Annotated in this window: 15 protein-coding genes; 7 read left to right on the top strand and 8 right to left on the bottom strand. The window is 47.3% G+C overall.

What is annotated here, in order from left to right:
- The first annotated feature begins 32 nt into the window (after nucleotides 1-32).
- Nucleotides 33-1,721, top strand: a complete 1,689-nt coding sequence (locus H6G46_RS12460) for a BRCT domain-containing protein (protein ID WP_010871851.1) — start codon at nucleotides 33-35, stop codon at nucleotides 1,719-1,721.
- A 286-nt stretch (nucleotides 1,722-2,007) separates the two neighbouring features.
- Nucleotides 2,008-2,412: a ferredoxin gene (locus H6G46_RS12455; protein WP_010871850.1), complete on the top strand. Its 405-nt coding sequence runs from the start codon at nucleotides 2,008-2,010 to the stop codon at nucleotides 2,410-2,412.
- Here the strand turns inward: H6G46_RS12455 and H6G46_RS12450 are convergent.
- Complete coding sequence (locus H6G46_RS12450) at nucleotides 2,407-3,255, bottom strand: DUF1350 family protein (protein ID WP_010871849.1); 849 nt, start codon at nucleotides 3,253-3,255, stop codon at nucleotides 2,407-2,409. The genes H6G46_RS12455 and H6G46_RS12450 overlap by 6 nt on opposite strands.
- A gap of 162 nt (nucleotides 3,256-3,417) precedes the next feature.
- Here H6G46_RS12450 and H6G46_RS12445 point away from each other — a divergent pair, with 162 nt between their 5' ends.
- From H6G46_RS12445 to cofG, 3 genes are read left to right on the top strand one after another with little or no spacing between them, the layout of a single operon-like run.
- Entirely contained in the window at nucleotides 3,418-4,578 is a 1,161-nt protein-coding gene (locus H6G46_RS12445) for a SpoIID/LytB domain-containing protein (protein WP_020861496.1), read from the top strand.
- A 12-nt stretch (nucleotides 4,579-4,590) separates the two neighbouring features.
- A complete protein-coding gene (locus H6G46_RS12440) occupies nucleotides 4,591-5,205 on the top strand; it encodes an alpha/beta hydrolase (RefSeq protein WP_010871847.1) in 615 nt (204 codons plus the stop codon).
- A 3-nt stretch (nucleotides 5,206-5,208) separates the two neighbouring features.
- Entirely contained in the window at nucleotides 5,209-6,150 is a 942-nt protein-coding gene (gene cofG / locus H6G46_RS12435; protein WP_010871846.1) for a 7,8-didemethyl-8-hydroxy-5-deazariboflavin synthase subunit CofG, read from the top strand.
- A gap of 238 nt (nucleotides 6,151-6,388) precedes the next feature.
- Here cofG and H6G46_RS12430 read toward each other — a convergent pair whose 3' ends face one another.
- From H6G46_RS12430 to H6G46_RS12415, 4 genes are all read right to left on the bottom strand, one after another.
- Nucleotides 6,389-7,096: a hypothetical protein gene (locus H6G46_RS12430; protein WP_020861495.1), complete on the bottom strand. Its 708-nt coding sequence runs from the start codon at nucleotides 7,094-7,096 to the stop codon at nucleotides 6,389-6,391.
- 277 nt (nucleotides 7,097-7,373) lie between these two features.
- Nucleotides 7,374-7,997, bottom strand: a complete 624-nt coding sequence (locus tag H6G46_RS12425) for a hypothetical protein (protein ID WP_010871844.1) — start codon at nucleotides 7,995-7,997, stop codon at nucleotides 7,374-7,376.
- Between the two features lie 134 nt (nucleotides 7,998-8,131).
- The gene (locus H6G46_RS12420; protein WP_010871843.1) at nucleotides 8,132-8,749 is read right to left on the bottom strand and encodes a hypothetical protein; all 618 of its coding nucleotides are present in this window, start codon (nucleotides 8,747-8,749) and stop codon (nucleotides 8,132-8,134) included.
- A gap of 305 nt (nucleotides 8,750-9,054) precedes the next feature.
- Nucleotides 9,055-10,131 carry a hypothetical protein gene (locus H6G46_RS12415; protein ID WP_010871842.1) on the bottom strand — a complete coding sequence of 359 codons (1,077 nt, stop codon included), beginning with the start codon at nucleotides 10,129-10,131 and terminating at the stop codon, nucleotides 9,055-9,057.
- Between the two features lie 37 nt (nucleotides 10,132-10,168).
- On the opposite strand from H6G46_RS12415, the gene H6G46_RS12410 reads away from it, so the two are divergent.
- A complete protein-coding gene (locus tag H6G46_RS12410) occupies nucleotides 10,169-10,879 on the top strand; it encodes a TetR/AcrR family transcriptional regulator (protein WP_010871841.1) in 711 nt (236 codons plus the stop codon).
- 242 nt (nucleotides 10,880-11,121) lie between these two features.
- On the opposite strand, the gene H6G46_RS12405 is transcribed toward H6G46_RS12410, so the two are convergent.
- The 3 genes from H6G46_RS12405 to H6G46_RS12395 form a co-directional block, all read right to left on the bottom strand.
- Entirely contained in the window at nucleotides 11,122-11,316 is a 195-nt protein-coding gene (locus H6G46_RS12405; protein WP_020861493.1) for a hypothetical protein, read from the bottom strand.
- Nucleotides 11,317-11,340: 24 nt separating this feature from the next.
- Entirely contained in the window at nucleotides 11,341-11,796 is a 456-nt protein-coding gene (locus H6G46_RS12400) for a divergent PAP2 family protein (protein WP_010871840.1), read from the bottom strand.
- 122 nt (nucleotides 11,797-11,918) lie between these two features.
- Nucleotides 11,919-14,771 (bottom strand): GAF domain-containing protein, encoded by a 2,853-nt coding sequence (locus tag H6G46_RS12395; RefSeq protein ID WP_020861492.1) that lies wholly within the window; start codon nucleotides 14,769-14,771, stop codon nucleotides 11,919-11,921.
- Between the two features lie 64 nt (nucleotides 14,772-14,835).
- On the opposite strand from H6G46_RS12395, the gene H6G46_RS12390 reads away from it, so the two are divergent.
- Nucleotides 14,836-15,048 carry a chlorophyll a/b-binding protein gene (locus tag H6G46_RS12390; protein WP_010871838.1) on the top strand — a complete coding sequence of 71 codons (213 nt, stop codon included), beginning with the start codon at nucleotides 14,836-14,838 and terminating at the stop codon, nucleotides 15,046-15,048.
- The last annotated feature ends 2 nt before the right edge of the window (nucleotides 15,049-15,050 follow it).

Below are 15,050 nucleotides of genomic sequence, written 5' to 3'. Positions count from 1 at the left end.
GGCGTTGATGTTTTTGATCGAGGAGACGGTGGATGACCCCATTGGAATTGAGCTACCCCTTAAGCGGATTGGTTTTGGCCTTAGGCAGCGGCATATATGTCTGGAATAGTCGTCGCGCCCTAGAAAAAAAACTGGCCCAATCCCAACCCTCCGATCAGCCTCCCACTTTAATCGCTGGCTCTGGAACTCCGGCGGTAAAAGAAGTTGCCCCCGAAAACGATGGGGAATCTCCAGAAGCTGTCATCCATGCCAAGGGAAAATTGCGTCGTTTAGAAAAAGATTTGCAATCCGTCCAGGCTTCCTTGGAAAATGCCTTGGCGGAAAGGAATCAGTTGACAGAAAATTACCAAGCCCAAGAAAAAATGGTAGCCGCTCTGCAACATCAGTTGGCCCACTATGACGACATCCAAAGCGAAAAATTTGTTGGTCTGCAAAAGCTCAATCAAGAATTGCTCCAGGAAAATACCAACTTGTCCGATCGCCTTAAGCAAGCGGTCAATGAAGTGGCGGAAACTCGGCCTAAACTGGTTCAGTTGAATTCTTTAGTGACTCGCAATCAACAGTTGAGTGACCAACTCAGCTATGTAGAACAAAATCAAGCTAAGGCGATCGAGCAACGTTTAGCATCCCAGGAAAAGCTCTGGCAACAAAGACATGAGCAAGAACAAGCTCAATGGAATAGTCAGGCGTCCCAATGGGAAGAGCAGGTACGACAACTGACTGCGGAACGGGATCAAGTTCAACAGGAATTACAGACCGCAAGGCAACAAAGTCAGTCAGCCCAGACCCAAGCAGAAAATCTACAGGCCGCCCTCGATCGCCTAGGCCAACAGGAAGAACAATGGCAAGGGGAACGAAGCCAACTCACGGCTAAGCTCAATCAACTAGAGGAAGCGCAAAAAGAACTAGCCCTGGCCAATGCCGAATTAAAAGTCAAACTGGAAACTACCCAGGCCGAAGGCGATCGCCTTAAAACTGAGAAAAAAGAACAGGCCGCTGCCCTGCAATCTGCCCAGGGGCAAGTAACCCAACTTCAACAAGAATTGGCGGCCCTACAGGAAAACTTAGCTAAGGCTAAAGGCGAGCCTCCTTCTGAGGTGCCGGAAAAAACTAAAGCAGTTGCAACTGCACCAGCCCAGGAAGCACCTGTGGTATCCCCTTCTCCTCCGGTAACCGTTGAGGTTAAACAAGAATCGCCCAAATCAGTTCAAGCGGAAAAGGTTGAACCAGAACCGGAACCGACTCCAGTCCCACCAGCAGCCCAAGCAACCAAAGCTCCTGCGTCTCCAGCGAAAAAATCCACTGCTAAAGCTGTTGACGAGGTTTTGGACCAAGAGGAAAAGCAAGTTAAAGCGGTGGAAAAAACTGAGCCGCCGAGGGAAAATAAAACAGTTGCCCCAGTTGCTACCAGCGAAGATGTTGCCCCTACGGTGGAAACAGAAACCATCACCGATCCAGTAGCCACTGTCCCCAGTAATGAGGAAGGTGCCCATCCCCTAGCTGAGAAAAAAGTTGTCATTCTCGGTACCCTCAACGCCATGAACCGAGAGGAAGCTAAAACCAGACTCCAAAATGTGGGGGCTGAATGCACTGGCACTCCCAGCGGTAAAACCGATTACATTGTGGTGGGCAAAGCTCCGGGGGCAAAGCTGAAAAAAGCCCAGAAGCTCGGCATCGCGCAGTTATCAGAAGCCCAATTCCTTGAATTATTGGGAGACTAAGCAAAAAACGGCAGGTAAACGGGGTTTTTTAGCTTAGACTAACAAAACTCTTTATTGCTCCACAGTTGCTCCCACTAATGCTTGGAAGAATGGAACTACGTGCCAAGTAGTCCTTAAATCACAAACCAAATAATGGCCAAACCCAACAGGGTCAATAGCATCATTAAATGGTTCATCCAGTCATCAAAGTTCCAATCTTTAAACATAATGATTTTGGTGGGGCAAGGCCACGGGGCTTTATTCTCTCCAACTATAAGGCGATTATTCAGTTTTCGCGCACATTTCCATGGAAAACCCTGTCCCCATAACTCCCTCAGAAACCATTGTCGATAGTTGCCAACGTTTAGGCCTTGGGCGCATTCAACGGCATCTGTTTCTCTGTTGTGACCAAACAAAACCGAAATGCTGTAGCAAAGAAGATAGCCTCGCCACCTGGGATTATCTGAAAAAGCGTTTGCCGGAGTTGGGGCTGGATTGCACTCAGTCCAGTCGTGATGGGAACATTTTCCGCACTAAGGCTAATTGTTTGCGGGTTTGCCAGCAGGGGCCAATTTTACTGGTATATCCAGAGGGCATTTGGTACCGGAACGTGACCCCCACAGTAATGGAAAAAATTCTCCAAGAGCATATTTTGCAAAACCGTCCGGTGGAGGAGTATCGCTTTTTTACCCACCCTCTTTCGCATTTATAGATTATCAAAACCGCTATAGAAACGAGTCGGTTCTAGCCAACGGAGAATTTCCTTTTGCAGTCGCCTCAAATCCTGGGAAAGGGAATTTTTCAACCATTGCCCCACTGCGTCTAAGGGGGAAAATTCCTGGCCGGTTTCCCATTGAATGTCTTGCCCCAAAGGAGTCAAATGATTGCCAGGTAGGGGACAGTAGGCCACTAGGTCAGCGGTTTGTTGATTTAAAATTGGCCTTAAGCCCAGGGTTTGGTCAATATCATCGTTGGAAAATTTAATTAATAAATTACGCCGCACTCGATAATTTTCGGCGATTAAAAGGTTGGTTTCCTCCGGGGATGGAGTAAATTCAAAATTTAAATCCACCTGGAGATTGAGCTGTCTTAATTGTTTTTGCACCCCTGTGAGGAATTTATCCAGTTGCAGTTGGGCTAATTGTTCCCCAAAGGGAATAGCCTGTTTAACGGGATAGTTATTAAACGCAACGAGGATATTGCCGGCCCGCTCCACCTCGTACAAACTGCCAATGAGTAGATGTAGTTTACAACCCAAGCTATGGCCTAAGCCGTATACCGGCAGTAAACCAGTGGTAATTTCCCCTTGTTTTTGCAATCTTTCCAGAATAATTTCAAAGCGATTCAGCACACTACGGGCGATCGCCTGGTGGTCGAAGGTGTTGACGAAGGGGGTGGCCACCACCACATAACCAGCTTTACCTAATTCCGTTAGTAACCAACGATAGGCCACATTGGGGGCCGTACCGACAAAAGCTCCCCCGAGAAAATGCACCACGGCGATCGGTTGGGGCGGCACTAGAACCCAACTGCCAGAAATTTCACGCCATTCCATCGAAGTTTATTTCCTCTACAAAAAACTTGCCCAGTGGATAACCACCGTTATTTTAACGATCTTTCCCCCTTTGGTCGGCGCTGTAACTGGCTTGGCAAAATCCCCGGCAACAGCTACCTTGGTTAGGATTGACCGGTAGATTGTGCTGTGAGGAAATTTGTCATGGAATTTACGACCAAAACAGGGGGTTCCCTGCCGACAAACTTACGGGTTCTCCTCCCCTGGTTACAACTAATTGGTAAATCTAGTTTTTTCGGTTTAATTATTTCCCTGGCTTGGACTTTATCCGCCCAGGCGATGGAATTACGGGTTGCCATCAGTAAGGGTGTTAGTAATGTCGGAGTGGGCAGTTCCACCCCAGCCTTGGTGAAAAATGCCGGGGGAGCCACCATTGGCCGCTTAGATTCCCTTGTCCCCGCCAACGCCACTGCCTCCGGTCGCAACATTAACCTGGCTGGTATGCAGGCTTCCCAAATCACCATTGAACCTAGTGGAGACGGCCGCATTTGGATCGGCGATCGTTGGTATCGGGGCAAGGTGCGTCTAATCCGCCAAGGCAATGGGGTCAGCGCGGTTAATCTAGTGGATATTGAAGAGTATTTATACAGTGTGGTAGGTTCCGAAGCCATTCCCTCCTGGCCCCTGGAAGCCCTAAAAGCCCAAGCTGTAGCCGCCCGCACCTACGCCATCTATCAAACTAGCAAGGACAGTAACCGTTACTACGACCTGGACACCACCACGGCCACCCAGGTTTATAAGGGGATGAATAACGAATATGTCAGCACGGTGGAAGCAGTAGAAGCCACGGCGGGCCAGGTAATGACCTACAACGGCAAGGTGATTTTGGCTGCGTTCCATGCCGCCTCTGGGGGCCATACGGAAAATGTTGAAGACGTATGGATGTCGCCCCTGCCCTATCTACGGGGAGTGGTGGATTATGACCAAAGTTCGCCGGTGTTTAGCTGGAACCAAACCTTCAGTAACCGTGATTTGAGCCGACACATTGGGGGCATTGGCACTGTTACCGGTTTAACCCCTCTCAAAGTTACTCCCAGGGGTCGCATTGCTTCCATTCAAGTCAATGGCACCGGGGGGCGCAAAACTTTAACTGGCAATGCCATTCGTCAGGCATTAAAACTCCGGAGCACTCTGTTCACTGTGTCGAGAAATGGCGATAATTTCACCATTACAGGCCGTGGTTCTGGCCATGGCATTGGCCTAAGTCAGTGGGGAGCCTACGGTCTAGCCCAAAAAGGTACCCCCTACCAACAAATTTTGTCCCATTATTACCAGTCCGCCAGCCTCACCCAGTTAAATCGTTAGCATTGCCCTGCCATGGCTCTACATTTTTCGGCGATCGCCTACCCAGACCCAGCAGTTACACCAACGGATTCTAGTTATTTACTCGTGATGCTCCATGGTTGGGGGGCTGATGCTCGGGATTTGTCAGACCTGGCTCCCATGTTGGACTTACCTAATTATCAGTGGCGCTTTGTTAATGCCCCCTTTACCCATCCCCAAATTCCCCAGGGCCGGGCTTGGTATGACCTCGAAAGTCAAAATTTTGAAGGTTTGGCCCAAGCAAGACAGGGTTTACGAGCCTATTTATTGGGTTTAGCAGAGGAAACGGGCATTCCCCTGGCCAGAACTATACTGGGAGGCTTTTCCCAGGGGGGAGCCATGGCTCTGGATGTGGGCTTAACATTGCCCCTGGCTAAAATTTTTTCCCTGAGCGGCTATCTCCATTTCCAGCCGGAATCCCAACCCCAGGCGATCGCCCCTATCTTGTTAATCCATGGCACCGAAGATCCGGTAGTACCACTGCGGATGGCTCAACAGGCCAAGGCTGAACTGGAAAGCATTGGGGCCTCAGTGGAATATCAAGAATTTCCCATGGGTCATGCCATTCCTCCCATGGCGTTGGCTCGGTTAAAGTCTTTTTTGAGTTGAAGTGTGTTGTCTATCACTTACAGTCCCGCCTATACTCTGGTTCCCACCTACGAGTGTTTTAACCGTTGTAGTTACTGCAATTTCCGGCAGGAGCCAAGAAAAGACCAATGGTTAACCGAAAGCGTTGCTAAACAGCGACTGGAAAGTTTGGCAGGGCGGGGGATAAGGGAAATTTTAATTCTGGCGGGGGAAGTGCATCCCCAATCTTCCCGCCGAAAAGCTTGGTTTGAACTTATTTATAACCTAGGCAAAATCGCCCTAGATTTGGGATTTTATCCCCACACCAATGCGGGGCCTTTAAGTCGATCAGAAATAGCTCGTTTAAAGGAAGTGAATTTTTCCCTGGGGTTGATGCTGGAACAGGTTTCTCCCCGACTATTAACCACAGTGCATCGTCAAGCCCCCAGTAAAGAACCCCAGCTCAGGTTAGAACAATTACGATTAGCAGGGGAATTGGGTATTCCTTTCACCACTGGCTTATTACTGGGCATTGGGGAAACTGACCAGGAAGTGGAAGAGAGTTTAATGGCGATCGCCAATGTTCAACAAGAATACGGCCACATTCAAGAGGTGATTTTGCAACCCCATAGCCCTGGGCAAAAACAAACAGATAATATTTCCGCCTACAGCCCACAAAAATTGGTGCAAGTTATTACCTTAGCAAGGGCAATATTACCCGCAGAAATTACCCTACAAATACCGCCTAATTTAGTGCCAAATTTCAGTGATCTACTAGCTTGTTTAGCTGCTGGAGTTAGGGATTTAGGTGGCATTGTACCCATTGATGAAGTTAACCCTGATTATCATCACCAATCGGTGAATCAACTAAGTCAATTGCTAGAAGAAAATGGCTATTTATTGCAACCAAGGTTTCCAGTTTATCCCACTTATTTTTCCTGGCTCAATTGTGATTTACAGCAACGGCTATCAGTTTTTATCAACTAATATCATTAGCCAATTTGGGCAACAATTTTTTCTGCTATCTGGCGACCATAACGTTGCTGGCGATCGCCATGGACGATTGCAAAAGCACGGAGGCGCTTACAGTAAGAATCTGGTGACAAAGAAGTTCTGGTGGGTAGGTCTTAAATTTTGTATGGGGCCTAACGACTAAGCTCACCAGACGCAGATAACCTTTGTAACCCAACCAAACAGCTTATGGCGTTCCGGTGCAGCTCGGTTGTTAGTATTCGTCAAGCTTCAGAGAATCCTCAAATGCCTTTACATTAAAGACTGAATCAAGAATGATTGGCAGCCCTTTGTGTTTAGCTATTGAGTTCGTTTCAAGATCGACGACCCAGGACAGTGAATTAACCTTCTCCCAAAAATGCATCTTTCTCAAGCTTTCCTTTTCCACAGAGCTGAAATTATTTGCTCCGCTTTGATTCGTAAATATCCATAAAACGAATCCAGTTACTGACATCTTTACGCTTCCAAAACCTGCTTTCATTGAAGAAGTAAGGGAGAGACAGTTAAGCATCTGACGATCAAACGACTCAAAAAGAGATCTTCGAGCTTCGGGCGAAAGAGATGCTGCAAACTTCACACCTACGAATACTGGCTGGGAGTAAGCATATCGAAATGCAACCGCATCCATATTCATCCCAAGTTTTAAGAGCATTGCACTCAATTCATCTTCTTTAACATTGAAATCCTGCATAGAAGGCTTGAATCGGAACTGATTTGAAGGGATGTCTACGTCGAAAGATGATTCGATAACAGGTATCGCACCTTTTATTGCAACGTTGCACCAAAAATTTGTCTTTTCAATCAATCCAGATGTAGCTACTTTATCAGCTGCACGCCTGCGCTCATTGAAGTCGGCAGCTGAAAAGAGAAATCCACTTTTGATAAGTGCTCTGATCACTCTTTCAAAATCAATAGTATTCATGCTTTGAATGTGTATTAAAGGATGAATTTGTATTGGGCGACGCACCTCTCGTGGATTTTCTGAATGCTAACGCTGGCCCTAGGGGCAGGTGGTAACCCTAAAATTGTAATGCAAAAGACCGGTGGCGGACTGTCCACTCAAGGGGCTTGTTCGGCAGCAATGATGAGATAGATCTGGTGAACGGCATCTTCAGGACTTGACAAAACCTTCGCCTAGTTCTCATTGGGTGGTTAGACTTTCTAACAATCTGGGATGTCTTTAAGTTGACTAAGGCATTCTATCTTCCATCGATTGGGATCCGTGAAACACCACCGCATTCGGGGCATTTTCCTAGCCTTCCTGCTTGTTTACGCCTAACTCTGACTGAAGCCTCACAATCTGGGCATAGAAATCGAATCATGTCGGGTAGGAGTTGCACAGGAATATCTCGCCCAGTGCTTGAGGGATCTGAATGCGAATTAATGGATATTGATTCTAGTGTTACCTTGGCCGATCGGATCGCATCAACGACTTCATCCGATCCGGCAAAGAATGTGAACATATACTTCGTCGAATTAACGTGAAATGCAATTGCTGGACTGACCCAAGATACAGTGGTAGCTTCAAGTTCGTCAATCAACCCCAATGGAAAGCTGAGATAATCTGTTGTTGATGCGACCGTCTTCATTTTAGCTAAAAAGACAAGTCTGTGACTAGTTACTATGACGAGGCCATCGGGTCTATCCCAGCGGTCTTGCTGATTCCAAAACTTGGCGATTTTCTGAAGTAGTATCTTTTCACCGCTTAAGCCGCCAAGGTCTTGGATGAGCTTGGTCGAATCATCTTTTGATGCCTCGACATCGCGAATAACTTTGTAAACGACCTTCCCGAGCTTGAATGCAAAGTCGGTTAGATTATCCATCAGAGTTGAATGCCGATAATACAGACTGCTATACTATTTTAATGAAAAGAGTGCTGGCAAGCAAGCCCGCCGAACGTTGAAGCTGTGCAGCGCAAACGAAGCGCATTGTAGTTTGCGCTCGAACGAGCGTTTTGTTAGCTGCTTGTGGTTTGCACAAGGTCGAATTCATAAAAATGTACCTTATCATCACGATCTTCTTTCATATGAATTAGATAAAAGCCAGAGTGATTAAATAACTTAATTTGGTGGTTGTTTAGGAGGTTTATTATCTTCTGTCTCCATTCTGGAATGTTCTTTTTGTAGTATTCATAGCCTATTTTGCGACCCATCGGATTGCTCGCATGCATGATTGCGCCACATTTCTTGTAAACTTTTATAAATTCATTTTTGGTTAGATAGTCTTCGTCACGATCTGCTAGGCGATTTTTTACTTTAGGGTCATCAGAAAGTTTCTCTACGACTGGTTTAGGGTAAAAATCAGGATTAATTCTGCCTAAGTCTTTTAGTAAATATTCTGCATTCCATGCGCTGGCAAAATTGGAATATACCTTTTTGTATTCTTTTTCGTTTGCTACAAGTGACGCCATAGCTATTAGCTCTAGGATTTTCCTGATTTGCAGCGCAATTGATTCCAGTGTTGTAGGTTCACATAAAGCGTGACCATTACCAGATAGAAAAAAATCGATAACGCCTGTTCGTCGCTTGATTTCTTCCATTACATTGCAATACACATCAATATCTGGTTTTTTCATTTTTTATTTGCAGCTAACCAGTAATTAGACTGCAATGGGAATCCTTAATGCACATTTATCACTTAACTTGTAAGGATAAACAGCATTAAAACCCATACTCAGCCTTCTAATGCTGAGAGAATGCCTGAAAAGAACCACTAAGTCAAATTATTTGGATTAAGTTTTATTAAGTCAACGGAGGTGTCAGATAGCATTTAGATCGTAAAAGCATACGGCATGAACAACCATGAACGGCTTCCCAGAGGTTAACCCCAGGTTTATGGTTTACCAAAATCCCCTGACTTTTTCCGAGTTGGGGGACAAAATCAACTAATTTGGGCGACGATTTTTTCTGCTATCTGGCGATCGCCATGTTTGTCTAACTTCTGATCCAACCTAGGTTTTTGGGGGCTTTCCAACAAAAAATCCCAGTTGCCGGCGAAAAATTGCTGGTGGGGCACAATTTGGTGCTCTCCGTAGTTCTGCAAACCTGCCAGTAAAACTTGCGCTTCCGCAAAACCATCCCTGGTGAGGGAAATAATCGGGACTTCTAACTTTAACGCTTCAGCAAAGGTACCAAAACCAGGCTTGGAAAATACCCGTCCGCAAAGGGGCATTAAATCCACCGGGCGATAGGTTTTATCATTGATAATGGTCAGGTTATCTAACTTAGGAGCTTGGATGTCAAAGGTAATAAATTGATGGTCGGGAAATTGAGTTAATACTTGGTAGGGAATAGCCTCTAAACCTAAACCCCCAAAGGTGAGCAAAATAGTTTTTTCCTTAGCAGTTTTAATGGCAAAGGTATTTCTTAAACTCTGCTCCCCATATTGAGGACCGCCCCCCAGTAAGCCAGCTTGGATTTGATAGGGGAAAATTTCCATCGGTTCCGATAAGGGCAACCGGAATAATAAATCACATTGGCGATAATCCCGTTCAATTTTCTCAATCACTACCCCAAATTGATCACTAAAATCTCGATAGATAAAATTCCAACCGAAATTACTACTCATCCAACAGGGAATATTTGCTCGATGGGCGATCGCCACTGCCAGGGCCGGAATGTCCGCCAGCACTAGATCCACCCGATTGTTCCGTAAATAGTTAGACTCCGTGGCCACCAGGGCATTTTCCCGCTTGTAAATATCCTGTAAAGCTTGCAGGGTCGCCTTTTCATCCATCTGTAAACTATCTGCCTGTACCACGCCAACATCAAAAGCCACTGGGCGGTGAATAAAGGGTTTTTCCAAATAACACTCCAGCAACCAACGGGGGCTACGGGTAGCCATGATTATCAACGCATCAGGGCAAAGTTCCTGGACCCGGCGGGCAATGCAAGCAGTCCGCACCGCATGGCCAAAACCATGGCCGGTAATTGCACAGTAGAGGGTGGGACGTTTCATGGAAAAAGCTCGGAATTATGAAGATTTCTGTTGACCAGTGAGGCGATCGGGATTTTTCCCGCACAATAACAGTAATAGCTCGGTGAATTTAGAGGTAAAGTCCGTGCAGAGCAACAAGTATTCAATCGCCCCATCGACCTTTACCAATCCGGCCGAAGCTTCCACCCATGATCGCATTTTGAAGGGAGCTTTGAAATTATTTGGCACTAAGGGTTACGAAGGTACTACCACAAAGGATTTGGCCCAGGCAGCCAACGTGGCCGAAGGAACGCTATTCCGTTATTTCACCAATAAGAAGGCCATTTTGGTGGAAGTGGCCACCGCCGGCTGGGTGGAAATTCTCACCGATTTATTGACTGAATTAAGCGAGATGGGCAGTTACAAGGCGATCGCCCAGGTGATGAAACGGCGGATGTTCCATTTGCGGGAAAACAAATATCTATTGCAAGTGTGCTTTGTGGAAGCCCAATATCACCCGGAGCTACGGGAAAAAATCCAGTCGGAAATTATCGACAAAATGACCGATGTGGCGGAAGCCTTTTTCCAAACCGCCATGGACCGAGGCATTTACCGGCGAATGAATCCCAAAATTGTCGCCCAGGTTTTTTTGGGTATGTTTGCGGTGGCTGGTTTTTCCGAACAAACGGTGATTGACCCCCACGCTTCCCCCCAGGCTTTGCAAGAAATGGCGGAAGGTTTAGCAGATATTTTTCTTAACGGAGTGTTAGCTAAAGGAGAAAAAATGTGATTCATCAACCAGTGGAAAACCTTAGAAATTGTCTTAAAAGCCCCCCTGACCCCCCAAATTTGGGGGGAAACAGAGGCAACGTCCCCCAGTATTGCCAGAGCTTTAGTAGGTCGATTTAGGAAGCAAAATAAAGCTTTTTAAACAGATGCCCAGAATGGTTTTAAAAATACTGTCAACCTTTTCAAATAAAGACGGTGAAGCAAAATTTTATCAACAGCATCCTAGATCGAACAATTTAAGTTTTAACGTTTGCCCTGGAAAATTTGTTGCACCTGTTCCCACACTTCAGCGGGAGTAATTTTAAAACCGACGTAAAGCACCACCAAAATAATAGCGATAATAGCCCCATTTTTTAGGGTTGCCGCTGTTACGTTAAAAAACCATCTTAGTACTAAACCAATAATTAAAATAGTGGCTAGGAAAAGGACAATTTCCATTCATTTACTCTCCTAATTTCCCGTTCACTGGGCTGGCACGGCAAAGAAAGCGATGGCAATGCCCAATGCTAAACCAGCAAAAACCTGCACTGGAGTGTGGCCCAGCAGTTCTTTGAGCCGTTCTTCCGTCAAGCTTTGATCTTCCTGGAAAAGTTCATCAATTAACTGATTGAGGATACGGGCCTGTTTACCGGCAGCCTGTCTCACTCCTGCCGCATCGTACATAACAATGACGGCAAATAAACAAGCAATGGCAAATTCATTACTGCCCCAGCCTTTTTGCAAACCGACCCCGGTGGCCAAGGCCCCCACTAAGGCAGAATGGGCACTAGGCATTCCTCCGGTGGAAACGAGGGAACGGAGATTGATTTTACCGTTGCGGAAAATTTCCACGATCGCCTTGATGCCCTGGGCCAGGAAGCAGGCCGCCAGGGAAATCAAAAGCACTTGGTTGTGGAACACTGCGCCAAAATCTTGCATAGGTAATGCGGGCTGGAAGAAGGCCGGGCTTCGCTAGACTACCATGATCAACCATACCTTAAACGTAGGCGATCGCCGTTGTTGGCCAGGGGCACCAAAGGAAAAATAACCTGATTACCACTTCAGACAGCAGGGGAAGTTTCCACCGCAGGAACTGGGACAGGCAAGGAAAAATAGAAAGTACTACCCCGACCCAGACTACTATTAACGCCAATGGTACCGCCGTGGTGTTCAACAATTTTTTTGCAAATGGGCAATCCTAACCCCGTACCCTGGGGTTTATCAGTGAGCACATCTCCCCCTCCCTGTTGGAACGGCTCGAAAATTTTCTCCTGGTCCGCTGGATGGATACCGGGGCCATGGTCAATAATTTCTACCCAGAGATAATTTTGGTGAAAGTGGCTACGGGCAGTGATTAAACCCTTAGGGGTGAATTTGACCGCATTGGAGAGTAAATTAAGCACCACCTGCAAAATCCGGTTTTCGTCTCCGATAAAATCAGGCAAACCCGGTTCCAAATCCCCTTGCAAACTAATATTTTTCTTCTGAGCCTGGGGAGTAATGGTGGCGATCGCCCGTTCAATAATGGGGCCAATGGCACAGGGTTGTTCCTGCCAGGATTCCTGTCCTGCTTCCATTTTGGCAATATCTAGCACATCATTGATCAAAACAGTTAGGCGCTGGGCCTCCGACTCAATGATGGCCAAATTCCGCATCACCCGTTCCGTAGCCTTGCCAAGGTGGGGCTGGGCCAAATCCAACTCCGGGATAATCACTCGGTTTAATTTATCCTGAATTACCGTGGCAAAACCCAAAATAGAAGTGAGGGGAGTACGTAATTCATGGGACACCGTGGCCAAGAAATCCGTTTTCATCCGCTCCACTTCCCGCTCGTGGGTCACATCCCGGATCATAATCACCGCCCCCAGGCATTGGGGATATTCGCAGCCATTTTCATGGGAAGTAATGCTAGTGATCAAAGCTTGTCCTTGGCGGCCCTGACTTAATTCCACATCAGCGGTGACCAGTTTTTGCTCTTCCCTTTCCGGTTTAGCTAACAACTGATTCAAAGTCTCGGGGAAATAGGCATCCACCCCCGCGCCCAATAGTTCTAGGCCCTCCAGATCAAACATGGCCAACAGGGCCGGATTGTAGCGGGTAATGCGACCAAATAGATCAATCACCAATAGACCATCGGCCAGGTTATCAACGATCGCCGTCAGATCAGCCAGAGTATTTTCCATGGTTTTAGACTGCTCTTGGAAGCGGGCCAGCAACTGGGCTTGGTACACTGCTACGCCCAACTGATTGGCAATTTGATGGAGCAAATGGATTTCCCTCGCTTGCCAATGGCGGGGAGCCCCATTTTGATAGGCCCCCAACAGGCCCCAGAGTTGTTCCCCCACAAACACTGGCACAGTTAAAAAGGCACGAATTTCAAACCGGCGCAAATTGTCCAAATGGCAATCGGTAAAACCGGCTGTTTCCACGTCCCCCACCGCCAAACTCTCATGGTTGCGGTAACGACCCCCCTCATTTTCCTGGAGATAGGTGTCTTGCCAGAGGGGGAAATTATTTTGCAAGTCTTTCAGTGGTTCCCACATTTGGGCCACCGACTCATGGATAAATTCCCCGCTCCAGTCCGGATTAAAGCGATAGACCAACACCCGGTCACAACTGAGCAAATGACGCACCTCATCACTGGTGGCCCGAAAAATATTCTGTAACTCCAACGTTTGGCGAATGCCTTCAATCACCCTAGTGAGGGCCCGTTCTTCCTCCGCAATGCGGGCGAGATAATCCTTTTGGGCTTCCACTTCCCCCAGGGCACTTTGGAGAGCGGTCGATCGCCGTTGGGACTCGGTCAATAATTCTGCCTGTTGTAACGCCACCCCTAAGTTGAGGGCAATTTTGAGGGCAAACTCGATGTCCGAACTTTCCCACACCCGGGGCCCATCACACTGATGCACCGACAATACCCCCCAGAGGCGATCGCCAGAAAAGAGGGGCACCACCAAATTAGCCTTGGCTAGTGCCAACATTGATTGATCGAAATCCGCCCTTTGATCGTCGGTGTCATCCATGGCTAAAATCAATCCCTTGGCAAAATGATCAATCCATCGCGATGACAAAGGCACTCTTTCCTTTGGAGGCAAGAGGCATAGCTTGTCGTCCGTTTGGGCTTCCGCCTGAATTTCCCCCCAGGAAAAATTTTTATTCTGCCTAACTTTAATAATCATTACCCGGTCTGCTACCAACAATTTCCGCACCTCCGTCACCGTAGTTTGAAAGAGGGAGCGTAGATCAAGGGCAAAGCGAATTTTATCGATAACATCAGCAATGGCCCGTTCCCGTTGGGCGGATTTAAGGTAGGTTTCCCTTTGGACCTGGCCCTCGGCCACCACAGTCTGCAACGCATTTTTATGGTTCTGACAATGAATCCAAAGCTCCGTTTTCATCAAACCCAAACAGAATAGATGGGCAATGCGCTGGGCAAATTGTTGATCCTCCAGGGGCCAGGGCCGGGCTTGGTGGAGATATTGGAGACTGAGAACTCCCCAATGACGCTGGTTAATCACCAAGGGCAAATGCAATAGACTTTTAATCCCCAAAGTTCGACAAAATTCCCCCTGGACCGGATCTAGTTGGACAAATTCACCTTCCCCCTCCCACACTGTCCACAGCCCGTAGTGGGGAAGCTGCCCCAGCAGATGGAGCCAACGACAATCGGCACAGGGTTCATCCAAAAGCATAATATCCCTGGCCGGAGCGATGGCCTGGGCCACAAGGCGGGATTGACGGTTCGGGAACACTGCATTTTGCACCAACAACACCCGGTCTACCCCCAAACCCCGCTGTAATCCTTCCACCACCAGTCGATAAGCATTATGTAAATCCTGGGACTGGAGAATCATTTCCAACAGTTGATCGGCGATCGCCTGTTGGACTGCGGTGCCATGGGAAGAAGGGGACATTGTTACATTCCTTAAAAAAGTGTTACAATAGTTAACATAGACTTTTACTAGGAGTAATCCAATTATGACCACCCGTGGCTTCCGCTTGGATCAGGACAACCGTCTCAACAACTTTGCCATCGAACCAGAGGTTTACGTCGACTCTTCCGTACAAGCGGGTTGGACTAAATACGCCGAAAAAATGAATGGTCGTTTCGCCATGATTGGTTTTGCCTCCCTCCTTATTATGGAAGTGGTCACAGGGCACGGCGTCATTGGTTGGTTAAATAGCCTGTAGAA

Source organism: Synechocystis sp. FACHB-908 (genome assembly GCF_014698595.1).
Taxonomy (GTDB): domain Bacteria; phylum Cyanobacteriota; class Cyanobacteriia; order Cyanobacteriales; family Microcystaceae; genus Synechocystis.
Note: the sequence above shows the minus strand (reverse complement) of the source record. Positions and strands in the feature narration are given on the sequence as shown.